This window comes from Williamsia sp. DF01-3 (assembly GCF_023051145.1).
Taxonomy (GTDB): domain Bacteria; phylum Actinomycetota; class Actinomycetes; order Mycobacteriales; family Mycobacteriaceae; genus Williamsia.
The window spans coordinates 4,523,260-4,537,721 of record NZ_JALKFS010000005.1; the positions used below are offsets into that span (position 1 = coordinate 4,523,260).

The window sequence follows — 14,462 nt, forward strand, 5'->3', positions numbered from 1 at the left end:
GATCGCAGCGGGTGACGCCGGGTGGACTTCTCAGTCCTAGCGGGGGCTCGCTCGGCGGACGAGGTCGAGGATGCTGGTGCTGCGCTCATCCGTGATGTCGTGCTCCAGTTCGCCGGGAACGCCGGGCACCCATGCGATCTGGGGTACTTCGCAGGACATCACCCGGTCGCGACCACTGTCCTTGGCCGCGTAGACACATTTGTCTGCCGACCGGGTGAGACCGTCGATGACCTGCTCGATGTTCGGGTTGCCCTGTGCCGAACGCGCAACCGCGATCTGCCAGCCTCGTCCATCGGGTGACTTCACGACCGGGCCGCCTGCCGCGAGCATCTTCCCACGACCGAGGAAAGTCCACCCTGCCGGAAACACCGACGTCGGGAAGTCGCTTGCCGTGCCGTGGATCAGATTGATCGCGGTTCCCTCGGGGGCGTAGGTTCCATTGATTCGCAACATGGTTGGGCTGGATCCCGGGTCCACGTCGAAGATCACGTTCGCAAGATAAGGCTGACGACAGTGCTGGATGTCGACCACTGTCGACGAAGCGGCAATCTTGCAATTCACCAGCCCGAACTGGGACGGCCCGCCTACTCCGGCAACCCCCGCGACAATGCCCGCCGTGGCTCCCTCGAACCACACGTTCGTCAGCCACCAGTCGTTTGCTTGACCATCGATGAAGATGTGCCGATCTGTGGCCGCCTTCGTGGAGACGAACTCTGTGTTCGACAAGGACAGGCCGGCATTGAAATTGTTCCCTGTGCCTCGCACACCAATGTAGTTGGTCGCGAACTTCGAGTTCGAGATGTAGTTCTGGATACACGATGTGACGAGCCCAGTGCCCAGGTTGTTGATGTCACAGTTGACGAACGAGGTGCCGCCGGTGTTGTCGCGCAGCACAATGCCCTTCTGGTTGCGGAACGTCGCACCACTGCCGGCTGTGTGCTGGCCGCGAAAGACCACCGAGTCAAAAGAACACCTGAAACAACCCGACAGGTCGACGATGGTCCCCGACGCGCCCGTCACCCAGAAGCCGAGATTCTTGATCGACACCCGTTGCGCGTTGAGTTTCAGCAGCGTTCCGGTGCCCTCGTAAAGGATGGTCACCAGGTCGGCACCCGCGCCGATCACGTTCGTGTTGTTCGCAAAAGCCGGGAGCGACGTCACCTTGTAGGTGCCGGGCGGAAAGTACAGGGGCCGCTTGTTGTCTCGGGCTGAGGCGTACGCGGCTGCTATCGCTGCGGTGTCATTTGTACTGCCCGCACCACCGGCGTTGTAAGGGGCCGCTTTCACGTTCACCCAATTCAACGGCAGCGAAGCGTCGGCCACGGCCGCGAGAACCACTTCGTCGTTCTCGGGTGGCGAATTGACCAATCCGCCTATGGCGGCGGCGGTTCCGGCACCCAACGCGAGACTGCCCGCTATCAAACCTCGCCTGCCGACTCGGCCAGACCCGACATCAATCCGATTCACGGTGCCTCGATCCCTTGGTTGGACGCTGCCGCAATCAGAACACGAAAGATTCCGCTAGTACGCGAGGCTCACCGTCTGGAGTTTCAGAATCAGACCAGAAGCCATTGCGCGGTGGGAGATCCCGATCATCTCGTCTGTACCTTGAGCCGGACCCCGGCGGGCAACAGACGAGCCAAATGGCGTCGCGTCTTTTCGGCATCGATTCCGCGATCCACCTCGACCAGCAAGCGCGCCTTGCTCTGTGTGGGATCGACAGTCGCTGTCAGGACGCCCTCGTGAGCCCCCACCTCAGCCGCGAGCCTGCCCACGTCGACGGACTTTCCGTGCACGACACGAACATCTGCCAGGCGCCCGCGGAACAACATCGATGTGGAATCGACCGAGGCGAGCAAGCCGGTCTCGATCGGACCTGTACCGTCACCGGGCATCAGCCAAACCTGGCCCGGGCGGCCGAACGGTACCGGTGCGCCGACCCGGTCGAGCACAAGCGCACCGACGACGTCGCCGTCGATCCCAGCGTGCGCAGCCAGAGCGGCGGGGGTCGTCGGCTGATCCCACGCGACCGCGGCGTCCGGACCATCCGACCAGGACGAGTCGCCTCGAACTCGTTCATGCGCCCGCTCCTCATCGGCGGTCAAGAAGGGCACATCCCGGACCGGGCGATCTGGATCGTCGGACACGGCCTGGAGCCACGCGGCCAGCCTTTCCAAGTGCTCATCGGCTTCGGCAGGGGTGTAGAGACGGGGGTTCATGGTCAGTTCCACCCGCACATCGGTTCCGTTCTCCGGGGCAACCAGCAACGAAACGTCCTCCACGGGACCATGATTCGGTATCTCTACCGTGTACCTGGTGTCGCCACCCACCGATTCGACCTCAAACGGAACGATATTCGCGATCGGTCCGTGAAGTCGCCCGGAACGCCAGGCCGACGGCACTGCGTTCCGCAGCGTCTCCGGACGATGCAAAGTGCGCCTCGACAACTGCGCCATCGACCGACCGACCTCTCGCGCGACCACTCGGAGGGAGTCGGAGCGATCAAGCGGCACCCGCAGTGGCAGCACCGTCATCAACATCGCCGGTGTGCGGCGCTCGACATGGTTTCCACGATTGGAGACCGGTACCCCGACGATCGCTTCGTCCATGCCCGTGTGCCGGGCGGTGTACGCCGCGATGGCGCCGATCATCAGTCTGGTCCACATCTGACCGTGACGCCTGACGCCGGAGACCACAGTGCCGCGGGTGATCGCCGCCGGAGCCGGGGCGGCCACATCCCCACTGAACGAGAGAATCGATGGGCCATCTTTGAGGTAGTCGATCCAATAAGGCAGGTCATCCGGGCTCGGGACGCGCACAGCATCAGCCAGCTCCGGCAATGACGCAAACGGATTGGGTGGGACCGGTTCTCCGGCAGACAAAGCGGCGAAGACGCTCACCAAACGCCTCTGCACGAGCGCTGCACCGAAACCGTCGATCACCATGTGGTGAGCGATCGCCACGTAAGCCACCCGGTCGTCGACCACCGCAACGGTTTGCCGCAACAGCGGCGACCCGACCAGCGTGAACGGAACTGCCACGGTCTCCGACAGCCACGCGCGGAACGCTTGCTCGGGATCGTCCGCGGCGGAGAAATCCATCATGTCGATCGAGCCGGCCACGGCTGGGGCGACCTTCTGGGTCCAGGACCCCGATTCGTCCACACCGAGTACGACATTGGTGGCTTGGGCGTCCCGGCATGTGTGTTCGGCGGCCTGTCGTACCAGTTGCGGATGAGGTTGGCCGGCGAACCAGACGAGCATGGCGATCGAATATGCCGGATTCGATGGTTCAGTCAGCTGCCCGTCACGCATTCCGAGTTGCGAGACCATCAGCGGCAACCCAGCAACCATCTGATCGGGCTGGCCGCGGGTCGATTGTTCGGAGGTCATGTCGCGCTCAGCAGCCGCGTTGTGTGAGGGCGCGAATCCATCCGGCCGTCTGATAGATCCAGCCCGTCACGTGATCGACGAGGGACAGATGTTCCGGGTAGTCGGTCATCATGATGTCGCCCCCGAAGCATCGGCCGAGGATATAACGGGCACGGGATATGTGCGCTTTGGTGGTGACGACGATGATGCTCTTCCAGCCTCGCTGCTCAGCCAATGTGCGGATTTCCTGAGCCTCCCCGCGAGTGGTCCATGGGTCGGGTAAGAAACACGTCAGCTCAACCGACGTCGGGGTCGCGCAGATTCGGCGCAGCCGGGCATCGTCGGCACCCACCGAATTCGATATCACCACCTCGGGCGCCAGCCCACGCTCGGCGAGCTCGATCCCGTACTCGAACCGCTTGTACGGTGTGCCGCCGAGAACGACGACGGCGTCCGCTCGCGTAAGCGGCTCGGCGATCGCCGGATTCACGTACAGGGTGTTGATCACTGTGGACATCGCGAGCACAACGATGACGGCGAGTGCCACCAGCGTCGCCACCCGCAGGCGCATGCTTGCCCGCAGTCGGTGAAGAGGTCGATGAGGGGCAGTGCCGTTGCCGGTCAACGCGGCCGGGCTGTGCCGAGATCGGTGGTCGCCACGCGTCCCGCTGCATCGATGGTCAGTCGAACATAACGTCCGGCAGGCGACTTCAGGACGATCCCGGCTTCCGCATTCTCCGAGATCCAGGCGCCGCTCGCGTTCACTGCAGCGGTGACCTTGAACTCGTCACCCTGGAACTGAAGGATGTCGGCATTCTCGTCGGACTTGCGCATCACCACGGGACTGATGAAGGTACTTCCCGACTCGACGCCTCGCCCGATCACTTTCCAGTTCGGGGGGAAGAGTGTGGCCGGGAGATCAAACGCGCTCCCGGAGATCAGGTTGATGGCTGTTCCCTCGGCGCAATTGGCGGCGTTCACCCGGATCTCTTCTGGATCCGAATCGGCATCGGGGTCAAATGCGACGTTGGCGAGGTAAGGCTGCCTGCACGCCCGCAGGTCCAGACACACCTCGCGTGCGGCCAGTTTGGCGTTGATGAGTCCGAATTGCGATGGGCCACCGGTCGAATCGCCTACGACGATCGCGTTGGTGCACCCTTCGAACCACACGTTGGTCAGCCACCAGTCGTTGGCAGCACCGTCGACCCGAAGGTGGGTGTCGGTGGTACCGGGCGCATTGTCGCTCACGAACTCGACGTTGGTCAGAGACAGGCCCGCATTGTTGTCGTCGCCGGTACCGAGCACACCGGTGCGATTACTCGTGAACTTCGACGAGGTCACGTAGTTCTGGATGCACCTCGTGGTGAGTCCCACTCCGAAATTGTTGATGTCGCAGTTGATGAATGCTGTTCCGCCGCTGTTCTCGTCGAGGACCACACCTCGCTGCTTGTCGAATTGAGGGTAGTTGTCGCCTGAGTGGTTCCCGCGCAGGACCACCGAGTCGAACGAGCAACGAAACGACCCCGACACGGTGACTGCGGTAGCCGACTGCGCGGTCAGGAAGATCCCCAGTCGTTTGAACGACACGCGCTGCTTACCTGCCAAGGTGATCAAAGTCTGTGTGCCGCCGTACACGATCACCGACACATCCCCGCCGTCACCGACCACGGATGCGAAGCTGGGCAACTCGGGAAATCGCGTCACCTTGTACGTACCGGCCGGAACGTAGACGACGACCCTGTCGTCGACCGCTTCACACGCTTTGAAGAAGGCGTCGGTGTCGTCGGCCTGACCGTCCCCGACAGCGCCGAATGCCCTGACGTTACGGGCATTCGGCGACTCCGAGAGATCCGGGGAATCAGGTGGAGCCGCGGGCTGATCATCGTCACCGCACGCGGCAAGCAGTGGCACCGCCGCCGCAACCGCGACCGAACCCGCCAACAGGCGGCGCCGGTTCATCGGACCGCCGCCCTGCTCCGGTCCCAGATCTTCTGTGGCATCTCGGGATCGCGCCTGCTGTCTGCCGAACATGTTCATCTCATCGTTTCCGGTTCTGCCCGTTCGAGGATCGTGCTGCGGATGACCGATCGTACGGTTCGGTGATAAGCCGTGTGGTCGCCGATTCCGGTGGTCACTATCCGGGGCGGGGGTCCACTCCGTTTCAGCCGTGCCAATCCTTCGGGGCCGCGTTGTGACCCGAACCAGTCATGGTCGTGCGGTGACAGGATCACAGTGGTCGAGACGCCTTGCTGCACCAGTGGGCGCAACAGCACCTCGGGAACCTGGGTGATGCCCCGCACGCCCAGCAGACGCCACATCCAGTACGGAAGATGACGCTGCAGCATGGCTTTCACCCTGGCGCGCGGGGTCTTCTGCCATTCGGGGTCGCTTCGAGGTACCCCAAGGTCGTCTGGTTCGATCTCACCGGTCATCGCGCTCTTTCGGCGCCACGACCACGCGATCGAATTGATGAGGACGGCCGAGCCGGCGCCGATGGCACGGGCCACGTAGGCGGCGTACCACGAACCGGAGCACACTCCGGCGACCGTGAGAGTTCGTGGATCGGTAGCGGCCAGTCGGCCGATCTCCACCGACTCGTTGATCGCCTCCTCGGTGTAGATCCCGAGCAGGTCGGCCCCCGGCTTGCCGGATTCGCCGGCACCGGTCCGGTCCCATCTCAACGCCTGCCCGCCTGCGGCAGCGATAGCGCGGCCCAAGTCCACCCATTCCCGGTTGGGACCGATGTGTGTGTCGTTCGCCGTGGAGAAGAACACCACCGTCTTCTCGGGCAGGACGCCGGCGTCGCCGGGCCGCGATCGGATGGCGAACGCATCGTTCTCGCCCAGGAATTCGATCGTCTCGATGACGGGATGGCCACCCGACTCCGTCGGACCGAACGTGGCCGTTGTGCGGATGACGGGGTCTGCCACGCGGGAGTCGCTGCCGAAGACTCCGTCGATCCAGCTCGCTATGGTAGCGACCGTCTGTTCGGGCACACGGACGAGGAAACTCGACGGCTGGGTGAAGTCCGCCAAACCCTCGGCATGCAGGTGGGTCACGTTGTCCCGCGAGCCCATCGCCGCCACTCGCCGGTCGGCCTCGGGCCGCGAGACGACAAGCCAGCTGCCGACATGCCCGGAGTCCCCGCGGATGTCCAGGGCGCTGAACTCCTTCGCGGCGGCAGTCGACATACTCGCGCCGATCATCTCGACCACGTCTTGATCCGGACTGGTGTCATCACTGCCGACGGTGAGGCGGTACAGACTCTGTTGTTCACGGATGAAAGCGCGCCCCCGGCCCACCGGGTCCCAGTAGACGACATTATGGATCGAGTCGATTTCCCCGACAACGCTGTCGAGTATCAGGGTGCCGGCGCGCAAACCGACAGCGGTGATCTCCTCGACACCACAGCCGCGGATGTAATCGACTGCGGTCGAGATGCTCTGCTTCCATCGCGCGACCGTGTCGCCGCGGACCTGTGCGTCGGCCGAATCCCCTACGCCCAGATAGTCGAACCGCAGCGTCAGGATGCGCCGGGAGGCCAATTCGTCGGCCAGCAACCGCAAGCCCCTGATGGTGTCCATGTGTTCCTTGGCGACCGACCCGCAGATCACCACTGCGCCGCGGACACGATGGTCGGCGGGCATGTGCACGGCACCGAACATCGGGCTGTCATCGAGACCGAAATATGTCGGGAGCTCGACCGTCGTCACAGCTCCGTTCATCGCCGATGCCTCTCGCCGCCGCGATTCGCCATTCCGCCGGGGCGTTCGCCGTCTGGCGCCGAGATGATGGGATAGGCAGGTGCACTTGCGGTTGCGGTTCCACGCCCGCCGCGGGCTCCCGATGGTGTGTTGCGTGAGAATCTCCCACGCAACGAATCCGGTGTCCTCTGCCTTCGAACGGGAAGTGCGACGACCCCGTTCGCAGCTGCAATCAGGTCAGCGGTGTTTGCGACGACGGATCTCTCATCGGCTACCGCGAGCGGTATCGCTATCACCGCGACAACCGGATGCGCTGCGATGGTGACGATCTCTGGTGACTGCGCGAGGTCGCCTGCGTGGACGAAGACCAGAACGGCAGAGTTCTCGAGTTCGCCAAGCAGCGCGCCGAAAGCGTCAGAGGCCAGCAGATCGGCTGTGGTGCCGGACAGGTCGCCCCCCGGGAGTACGACGAGGCCACCGTCCTGCTCCTGCAGGCATTCTGCGACGCCCACCCTGCCCCAGAGGATGTCGGCCAGTCCGGGTCCACGAATTCGACTGCCGGCCACGGCCTCCGAACGGGCATCGACCACAACGACACGCTGCCCGGTGTTCATCAAAGCTGTTGCGAGCGCACCGGCGATGGACCCGGTGTCCACAGCGAGTCCGGTCAGAAGCACGGTTCGAGGGCCACCTTCGGCGCGAATCATGGTCAGCAGCTTGGTTCGCAACAACCGCACACCGTTGTTCGTGGGCCGCTCGGCATCGACCGGACCCGCCACGGGAACGTCGAGGGCGCGCATCAGATCTGCGGGTGTGTCGATGGTTCGCTTGGCGCGATCCCGGACGAGGGCGATGACGGTTCCGACCACCAGGCCGGCGATGAGCCCGAGGATGATCATGAGCAATGAACTGCGCCCACCGGCAGTGCCCTCGGACGGCGGATCGACCACGGACAGACTCGCGCCCGGGGTGCCTCCCCGGGCACCGACTCCAAACGGCGTACGACCGCCTGCAATTGGTCGTCCACGGCCCCGTTGAGTTCTCGGGCCTGCGCCGCGGAATCGCCGGTCGTCGTGATGTTCAGCAATACGGTGCCGGGCGGATACTGCACGGTGATGCGGCCGGCCACATCGCCTGTCGTCTCGTCCAGGTTGAGCTGATCGATGACGCCCTGGGTGACGGCCTGGCCGGTGGCCAACGACGCATACGACACGAGCCTCTGCTGGGCAGCCTGGCCGGCCTGCAGTGGGTCGCTCCCGTTCTGATCGGCGATGGCGACGAACAGCTGACTCGTCGAGGTGTACTGGACCTCTTCGGTGGCGGCGTACGCGCCGCCGAGAAGTGCACCTACCAGCGTCGCGATCACCACGATCGCCCATCGTCTCCGTACGACCTGCACGTAATCGTTCACACCCATGACAATTCCCTGCCCCTCATCGTCTGTCCCCCGACGTCCGAATCATCTGTCCCGAATCGCTTTCGCCATTCGACGACCACGGTGTACAGCACCCAGGCCACGACGGCGTATTGCAAGCTCTTGCCCAATGTCTCGCTGATCCCCAGGGCGCCACGCTCGAAGAGAGTGGGCACTGCCACGAGACTGATCCCGACCGTGATCAGCACGAGGTATCGCGATTGCAGCAGTCTCGCGACGCCGACTGCCACCGCCAGCACAAAGATGCTCTCCAGCAGGACCCCGGTATATCCGCCAAGTATCAAACCCTCGTTGATGTGTCCTTCGGCCAGGGACACACTCACGTTCCGCATGTCCACCGACGACCCCCGAACCTGCTGCGCCCATTGCGTGCCCGACTGAAACTTCTCTACCCCCAGCTGGGTCGGCACCAGGTTGGTGAACATGGTTCTGAGCGCGAACACCGGGTCGATCCAGCCACGACCGTTCATGTAGAAGACATCGGTCGAGGCTGCGAACAGATCGAATCTGCCGATGATGCTCAGGAGCGGGCGAACTGGCTCAGGATAATTCGATTCCACCATCGCCGATGCGATCTGATCGGCTGAACTCACCTTGAACGACTGCAACCATCCAAAAGCGACGCCGACGCCGACGGCGCCTGCGGCCACGGTGATCAACCGCCGTCTGGTGAAACCGTCGAGCGCGAACCGGAGCGCGACCGCCAGCGCGGCACCGAGCATGGGCGTCTTGGATTCGGCGAGAATGCCCCAGACCAGCTCGCCGGCCAGCAAGACACAGAGCACAACGGAGGTCAATCCGCGGCGCGTGGAACGGAAGTAGATGATCAGACCGAGCGCTCCGAGGCTGCCCATTCCGGCAACGACGTCGAGGTAGGGGTTCGAACTCGTGACGTCGCCGGCCTCACCCACCGAGCCGGTTGCAACCGAGGCCAGCCGGCCGAGAAGACCCAGGGCGTACGCGACCGCGAAGGTGGGGACGATGTGTGGGTTCGACCGCCAGTCCCGTGGATGTGCCGTCGGGAGGCGTCCCCGTCGTACCGTCCACAGCGCGTAGATCGCCACCACCAGAACGTAGATCCACAAACCGACGGCAACCGGATGCAACACGTGCGCAATCGCGTACGGGTAGCCCATCTGAGCGATCCGGGGATCGGCGATGCTGTCGGCGAACTGAGGGGCTGGTTGCACCTGCAGCAGGACGATGGGGCGCAGCAAGAACGACAGCGCCCAGTAGGCGGCCTGTGCCAGCAACAGGACTCGAACCAGGATGGGTACAAAACACGCAATCGCCGTCAGCGCCAGCAACGCGACGGTGATCGAAAGCAGCTGGCTGTAGGGCGAAAGTGGTTCAACAAACATCGGCCACGATCTCCCGGGCACGGTCGACGTAGCGGTGACCGCCGTTCACGATCCTGCGGTACCCCGCTGCGGCGATGGCCGCAGCCTCGTCCGGGTTGCTCCGGCATCGCGCGAGCTGCTCCTGCATCTCGTCCTCGTCGGAGAAGAGCAGAGCCTCTGTCCCGTCGTCGAGCAGTTCGGAGTGTTCTGGTGTGCGCTCGCCCACGAACAGTCCACCGGCAGCCGGGACCTCGAACGTCCGGCACGTATGTGTGTCACGGTTGTCGGAGTTGAGCAGGACGAGGTTTGCTGTGACTGGCGCGATCGCGATGGACAGATCCTGCCCGTACTGAGCCCCCGCGACATTGGCCGCCGACCCCAGAACCACGGGATCACGCTGCCACCCCGGTCCTGCCAGATACATCTCGTCGCGATACCGGCGGGCCAGCCGATGCAGCATCGGCGCGCGATCGGGCCGCCGCGACCCGATGAAACCAACCAGGTAGCGGCGGGTGGTCCGCGCCGCGCACGGTTGATGCCATGCCGGGTCGTAGGCGCTCAGGACGAACGTGACGTGCTTGGCGCCCCTGGCGACGATCTCGGGCACGTTGTGTCGTTTGGTGGTCACCACGGCGTCCCACCCGCCTTCGGCGGCTAGGTACTCCGGCGACGTGTTGTACGGGTTGGACACATCGTCGGCGCTGTAGTGGACCCGGATCGATGCAGGCACCTGCAGCAGTCGTTCCTGGTCCAGGTGAATGGTCTTGTAGCAGAACAACATGTCCGGCTTGATGGCCTCGACCGCCGCGTCGATCTGTTCGTGGACGGCGGTGGTCGTCCAGGGCGCTCGCCGGCCGCTGACCTTGGCGTAACCCCACGGCAGACTGAGCCGGGTGGGTAACGTGACCTTGCTCGAATCGATCACGTAGACCTCGTGCCCTGCCTGGCGGAACCCATCGGCCAGTGAGCGAGCGTTGCTGCCGAGCCAGTCGTCGCCGACAAAAAGTATTCTCATGCTCCACTGGCCCCCAGGTGCGCGACTTCGGTTGTCACCGGCGCCTCGTCGGTCTGCTTCAACGAAGGATGAACGCGCATGAGGTGACGAACCCGGAACAGATAGAACACGGCGACCACACTCTCCGCGACGAGCATCCCGGTGACCATCGCCCAGACGGAGTGATTGTTCAACGCCACCGCGAGAAACACCAGGATGCAGGCGGTACCGATCATCGACCCGAAGAGAACGCCCCGCGTGTCCCGGCAGATGGGCAGCACTGCGGTGGTGACGAACGATGCCACCGCCGTACCCGGGAGGATGAACGCCTGCAATTGCATGACGGCAACAGCCTTTTCGAACTCTTGGCCGAAGATGAGGGGGATGGCGATCGGTGCGATGAGCGCGGCTGCGATGGAGGCCACGACAGCGATCGCGAAGACCGTCACGATTCCCCGCCGGATCGAAGTCCAGAAGTCGCTGTCGTGCTTGCGGGCGGCGAGCCGAGGCAACAAACTGAAACCGATCGCGTCGAGCGTCGACGAAATCGCCTGGATCGGACGGTCACTGGCCGAGAAGATGCCCATCGAACGCGTGGACAGCGCCATCGAGAAGAGTGTCGCGACACCTTGCTCATAGGTGTTCTCGAGCAGGCGCGACGTCAGGACCGGAGCACCCAGCCGGAGCATCGGACCGATCCCCTTTGGCCTACGCGGCATCCCGAAAGCTCGAACCGTCACGATCCAGGTCCACGCGACCGGTATCGCGCTCGAGGCGACCAGACAGAGCATCGCGGCCTCGGGGGTGCGGACGTGCGGCAGTATCGACACCAACAGGGCCAGGTAGACGATGCGTCCCGACATCTCGATGATCACCAGACGCCCGAACTTGGCCTGCCCGAGGAGGATCCAGCCCTCTCCCATCGATGAGATGCCGCCGCACAGGAGACCGAGCATGATCATCTGCAGGTGGATGTGGTTGTCGAAGATGAATACCGCCGCGGCAGCGACGGCGATGACGCCGAGAATTCCTAGACGGATGGCGAGGTAGTTGCTTCGCATCGTCCGTACGTCTTCGTCCCGCAATTCCGCTGCGAGGAACGTGGTGATTCCGAGGTCGATCACCAGAGCGCCCAAGAAGTAGGCAGACATGCTGATGGCAAGTAGGCCGACGCCCTCGGTACCGAGGATCCGGGCGATCAGCGGCAGTGTCACAAGGGTGATCAGGTACTGCCCGTATTTGCCGAACGAGACCAGTCCGACGTCGCGGACCAGCATCACCTTGGCCATGATCGCCGATTTACGTCCGCCGGTTTCTCGGGTTCCACGATCACGTCCGGCCGAATGCTTACCCACGTCCGCGGCCTCCCACGCCGTCGCGGTCGGCTACACCGAGGAATTGCGCGACGATCGCAGCGGTCTCTTCGATGGTGAACCGCGTGGAAGTGGCTCGCGCGCGCTCGGCCATCTCGCTTCGGCGGTCTGAATCTTCGATGAGCGAATCGAGCGCGGCGGCAAAGCTTGTCGTGTCTGTGGGGTCCACCAGAAGTCCGTCCACACCGTCGGAGACGATCTCGAGCGGGCCACCGGAGTTCGCGGCGATCACCGCACAGCCGGCGGCCATCGCCTCGACGATCACCTGTCCGAACGGTTCGGTGGTCCGCGAACAGTGAACGGCGATATCGGCGTCGGCCAGAATCGAGGTCGGGTCGGACACATGGCCGGCGAAGGTCACCCGGTCCTGCAGGCCCAATTCACGAGCGAGCTCGGTGAGTTCGGTGCCGAAGTCCTCACCGAAATGCGCACCGCCGACGAAGGTCACGGACGGCCGGAATGCCGAGACGGCTAGCGCGCGCAGCAAAAGATCCTGACCTTTCCATCGCTCGAGGCGCCCGACCATCGCGATCTCGACCTCGGCAGGTGGGCGCGGCTCCCTGGACGGCACGACGACCGGCTCAATGCCCGGATAGGCCACCACTGCCCGCTTGCGCGAGGTGAGTAATGACTTCAGCGTAGACGTGCTGTTGGCGATGTATCCAGCGCTGACCACCCAGCCCAGTACCCGGATGATCGACGCGAGTGCTGTGCCGAAGTACTCCGAGGAGATCCGGTCGTGCACGTGCCAGATGAGGGGCAGGCGCGCTCGGCGAGCCGCTATGGTTCCCATGAGCAGCGCCTTTGTGGATTCGGCCACCAGGATCGTGCTCCCTGACTGCTTCGCGAAACCACCCAACGTCCATCCGGTGTGCACCATGTGCCACACGCCGATGGGCAGTGCGGTGACGGAACCGCCGATTCGGACCCGGGAGCTGTCGAACGGTCCGGAGACCACGTTCACCGGTATGGCCCTGCGGTGCAGTTCTTCCACCATCGGCCCTGTGTCCGTGAACAGCACAGACGTCGCCACGCCCTTGGCTTCGAGGGCCGTGGCCAATCGAACCGTCGCGAGTTCCGCTCCGGATGCGGCCGCAGTGTGAGAGATGAAGGTCACCAGGTCGTCGCCACGCACGGACCGTCTTCGCCGGATGGACTGCCTCATGGCGCGATCACCGAGTAGGCCAGCCGGTGACGTTCGACACACCGTTCCCACGTGAACTCCTCGGCGCGAGCCCGGCATTCACTCGGCGATGGGCGTTCACCCATCAGCGCCCGCACGATGCGGTCGCCGAGCGCGTCGGCGTCCTCGGGTGCCAAGATCAGACTGTCGTCGAAACCGCGGACGGAGTCGGGCAATCCGCCGACGTCGGTGACGATCGGCGCTCGTCCCGCCGCCATCGATTCCAGCGCGATCAGTCCGAATCCCTCCAGCGCCCGCGTGGGGACCACCGTGATCGACGCGCGCCGATACGCCTGTGCGAGTTCGGCATCGGACGCGTTGCCGACGAATGTGACGGACGCGGGGTGCCCACCGGCCTCGGCCTGCGCCCGCAGTGCCGCCTCCTCACTGCCGGTGCCGATGATCACCAACTCGGCGTCATCGATCTGGGTTCGCACCGAATCCCACGCTTGCAGAAGCACATCAATACCCATCCGACGCTCCAGCCGGCGTACGCACAGCACCACAGGCGGCCCGTCACGGGAACCCGGGACGCTCGCGGTCGATCCCGGATCAGCGAATCGGGCGAGGTCGACCCCCGGCGGGATCACGGCGATCCTGTCGAGATCAACCCGGTAGTCCTCGACGAGGACATCACGGAAATGGTCGGACAGCACGACAAAAAGGTCGCTGCGGCCGTACCGGCCGCGCTCGAATAAGTATTTTGCGCGTGCGGCACCGGCCGACTCCCCACTCATCGCGCTTTCGGCAGACCATGGGCCATGAAAGTGGGTGACCAGTCGGGTCCCGTTGCGCCGGCCGACCGCAGGGGGCCCATAGAGCGCGAAGTGCCGGTCGAGGATCGCACCGCGCTCCGGTAGTGGGGTCAGTGAGGCACGCACCCTGGCAGCGGTTCCTCCCACCGGGTCGCCCCAGCTGGATCCACCGGCCGGAGGATCACCGAATGCGTAGCCCGACACATCGATTCCGTCGGCCACCGTGAGCGCCTCGAACAGGTCTGTGAAATATCGGTTGAGGCCACCACGGGCCGTTCCGAACCATTCGGAACCGGTCATGTGGATC

The 14,462-nt window shown here is 64.3% G+C and carries 12 protein-coding genes; all 12 read right to left on the bottom strand.

The window, feature by feature from the left end; all coding sequences use genetic code 11:
- Positions 1-36: 36 nt before the first annotated feature.
- Positions 37-1,467 (bottom strand): glycoside hydrolase family 55 protein, encoded by a 1,431-nt coding sequence (locus MVA47_RS23325; RefSeq protein WP_247210049.1) that lies wholly within the window; start codon positions 1,465-1,467, stop codon positions 37-39.
- A 125-nt stretch (positions 1,468-1,592) separates the two neighbouring features.
- Positions 1,593-3,392 carry a condensation domain-containing protein gene (locus tag MVA47_RS23330; protein WP_247210050.1) on the bottom strand — a complete coding sequence of 600 codons (1,800 nt, stop codon included), beginning with the start codon at positions 3,390-3,392 and terminating at the stop codon, positions 1,593-1,595.
- A gap of 7 nt (positions 3,393-3,399) precedes the next feature.
- A complete protein-coding gene (locus MVA47_RS23335) occupies positions 3,400-3,942 on the bottom strand; it encodes a YdcF family protein (protein ID WP_247210051.1) in 543 nt (180 codons plus the stop codon).
- Positions 3,943-3,992: 50 nt separating this feature from the next.
- Entirely contained in the window at positions 3,993-5,330 is a 1,338-nt protein-coding gene (locus MVA47_RS23340) for a glycoside hydrolase family 55 protein (RefSeq protein WP_247211038.1), read from the bottom strand.
- Between the two features lie 74 nt (positions 5,331-5,404).
- The gene (locus MVA47_RS23345; RefSeq protein WP_247210052.1) at positions 5,405-7,096 is read right to left on the bottom strand and encodes an alpha/beta hydrolase; all 1,692 of its coding nucleotides are present in this window, start codon (positions 7,094-7,096) and stop codon (positions 5,405-5,407) included.
- A complete protein-coding gene (locus MVA47_RS23350; protein WP_247210053.1) occupies positions 7,093-8,025 on the bottom strand; it encodes a hypothetical protein in 933 nt (310 codons plus the stop codon). Before MVA47_RS23350 ends, MVA47_RS23345 begins: the two co-directional genes overlap by 4 nt.
- Positions 7,971-8,492 (bottom strand): YveK family protein, encoded by a 522-nt coding sequence (locus MVA47_RS23355; RefSeq protein WP_247210054.1) that lies wholly within the window; start codon positions 8,490-8,492, stop codon positions 7,971-7,973. Before MVA47_RS23355 ends, MVA47_RS23350 begins: the two co-directional genes overlap by 55 nt.
- Complete coding sequence (locus MVA47_RS23360; protein ID WP_247210055.1) at positions 8,483-9,871, bottom strand: hypothetical protein; 1,389 nt, start codon at positions 9,869-9,871, stop codon at positions 8,483-8,485. The genes MVA47_RS23355 and MVA47_RS23360 overlap by 10 nt, the downstream gene beginning before the upstream one ends.
- The gene (locus tag MVA47_RS23365; RefSeq protein ID WP_247210056.1) at positions 9,861-10,865 is read right to left on the bottom strand and encodes a glycosyltransferase; all 1,005 of its coding nucleotides are present in this window, start codon (positions 10,863-10,865) and stop codon (positions 9,861-9,863) included. Before MVA47_RS23365 ends, MVA47_RS23360 begins: the two co-directional genes overlap by 11 nt.
- Positions 10,862-12,199, bottom strand: a complete 1,338-nt coding sequence (locus MVA47_RS23370) for a lipopolysaccharide biosynthesis protein (protein ID WP_247210057.1) — start codon at positions 12,197-12,199, stop codon at positions 10,862-10,864. Before MVA47_RS23370 ends, MVA47_RS23365 begins: the two co-directional genes overlap by 4 nt.
- Positions 12,192-13,382: a glycosyltransferase family 4 protein gene (locus tag MVA47_RS23375; protein ID WP_247210058.1), complete on the bottom strand. Its 1,191-nt coding sequence runs from the start codon at positions 13,380-13,382 to the stop codon at positions 12,192-12,194. The genes MVA47_RS23370 and MVA47_RS23375 overlap by 8 nt, the downstream gene beginning before the upstream one ends.
- Complete coding sequence (locus MVA47_RS23380; RefSeq protein ID WP_247210059.1) at positions 13,379-14,455, bottom strand: glycosyltransferase family 4 protein; 1,077 nt, start codon at positions 14,453-14,455, stop codon at positions 13,379-13,381. The genes MVA47_RS23375 and MVA47_RS23380 overlap by 4 nt, the downstream gene beginning before the upstream one ends.
- Between the last annotated feature and the right edge of the window lie 7 nt (positions 14,456-14,462).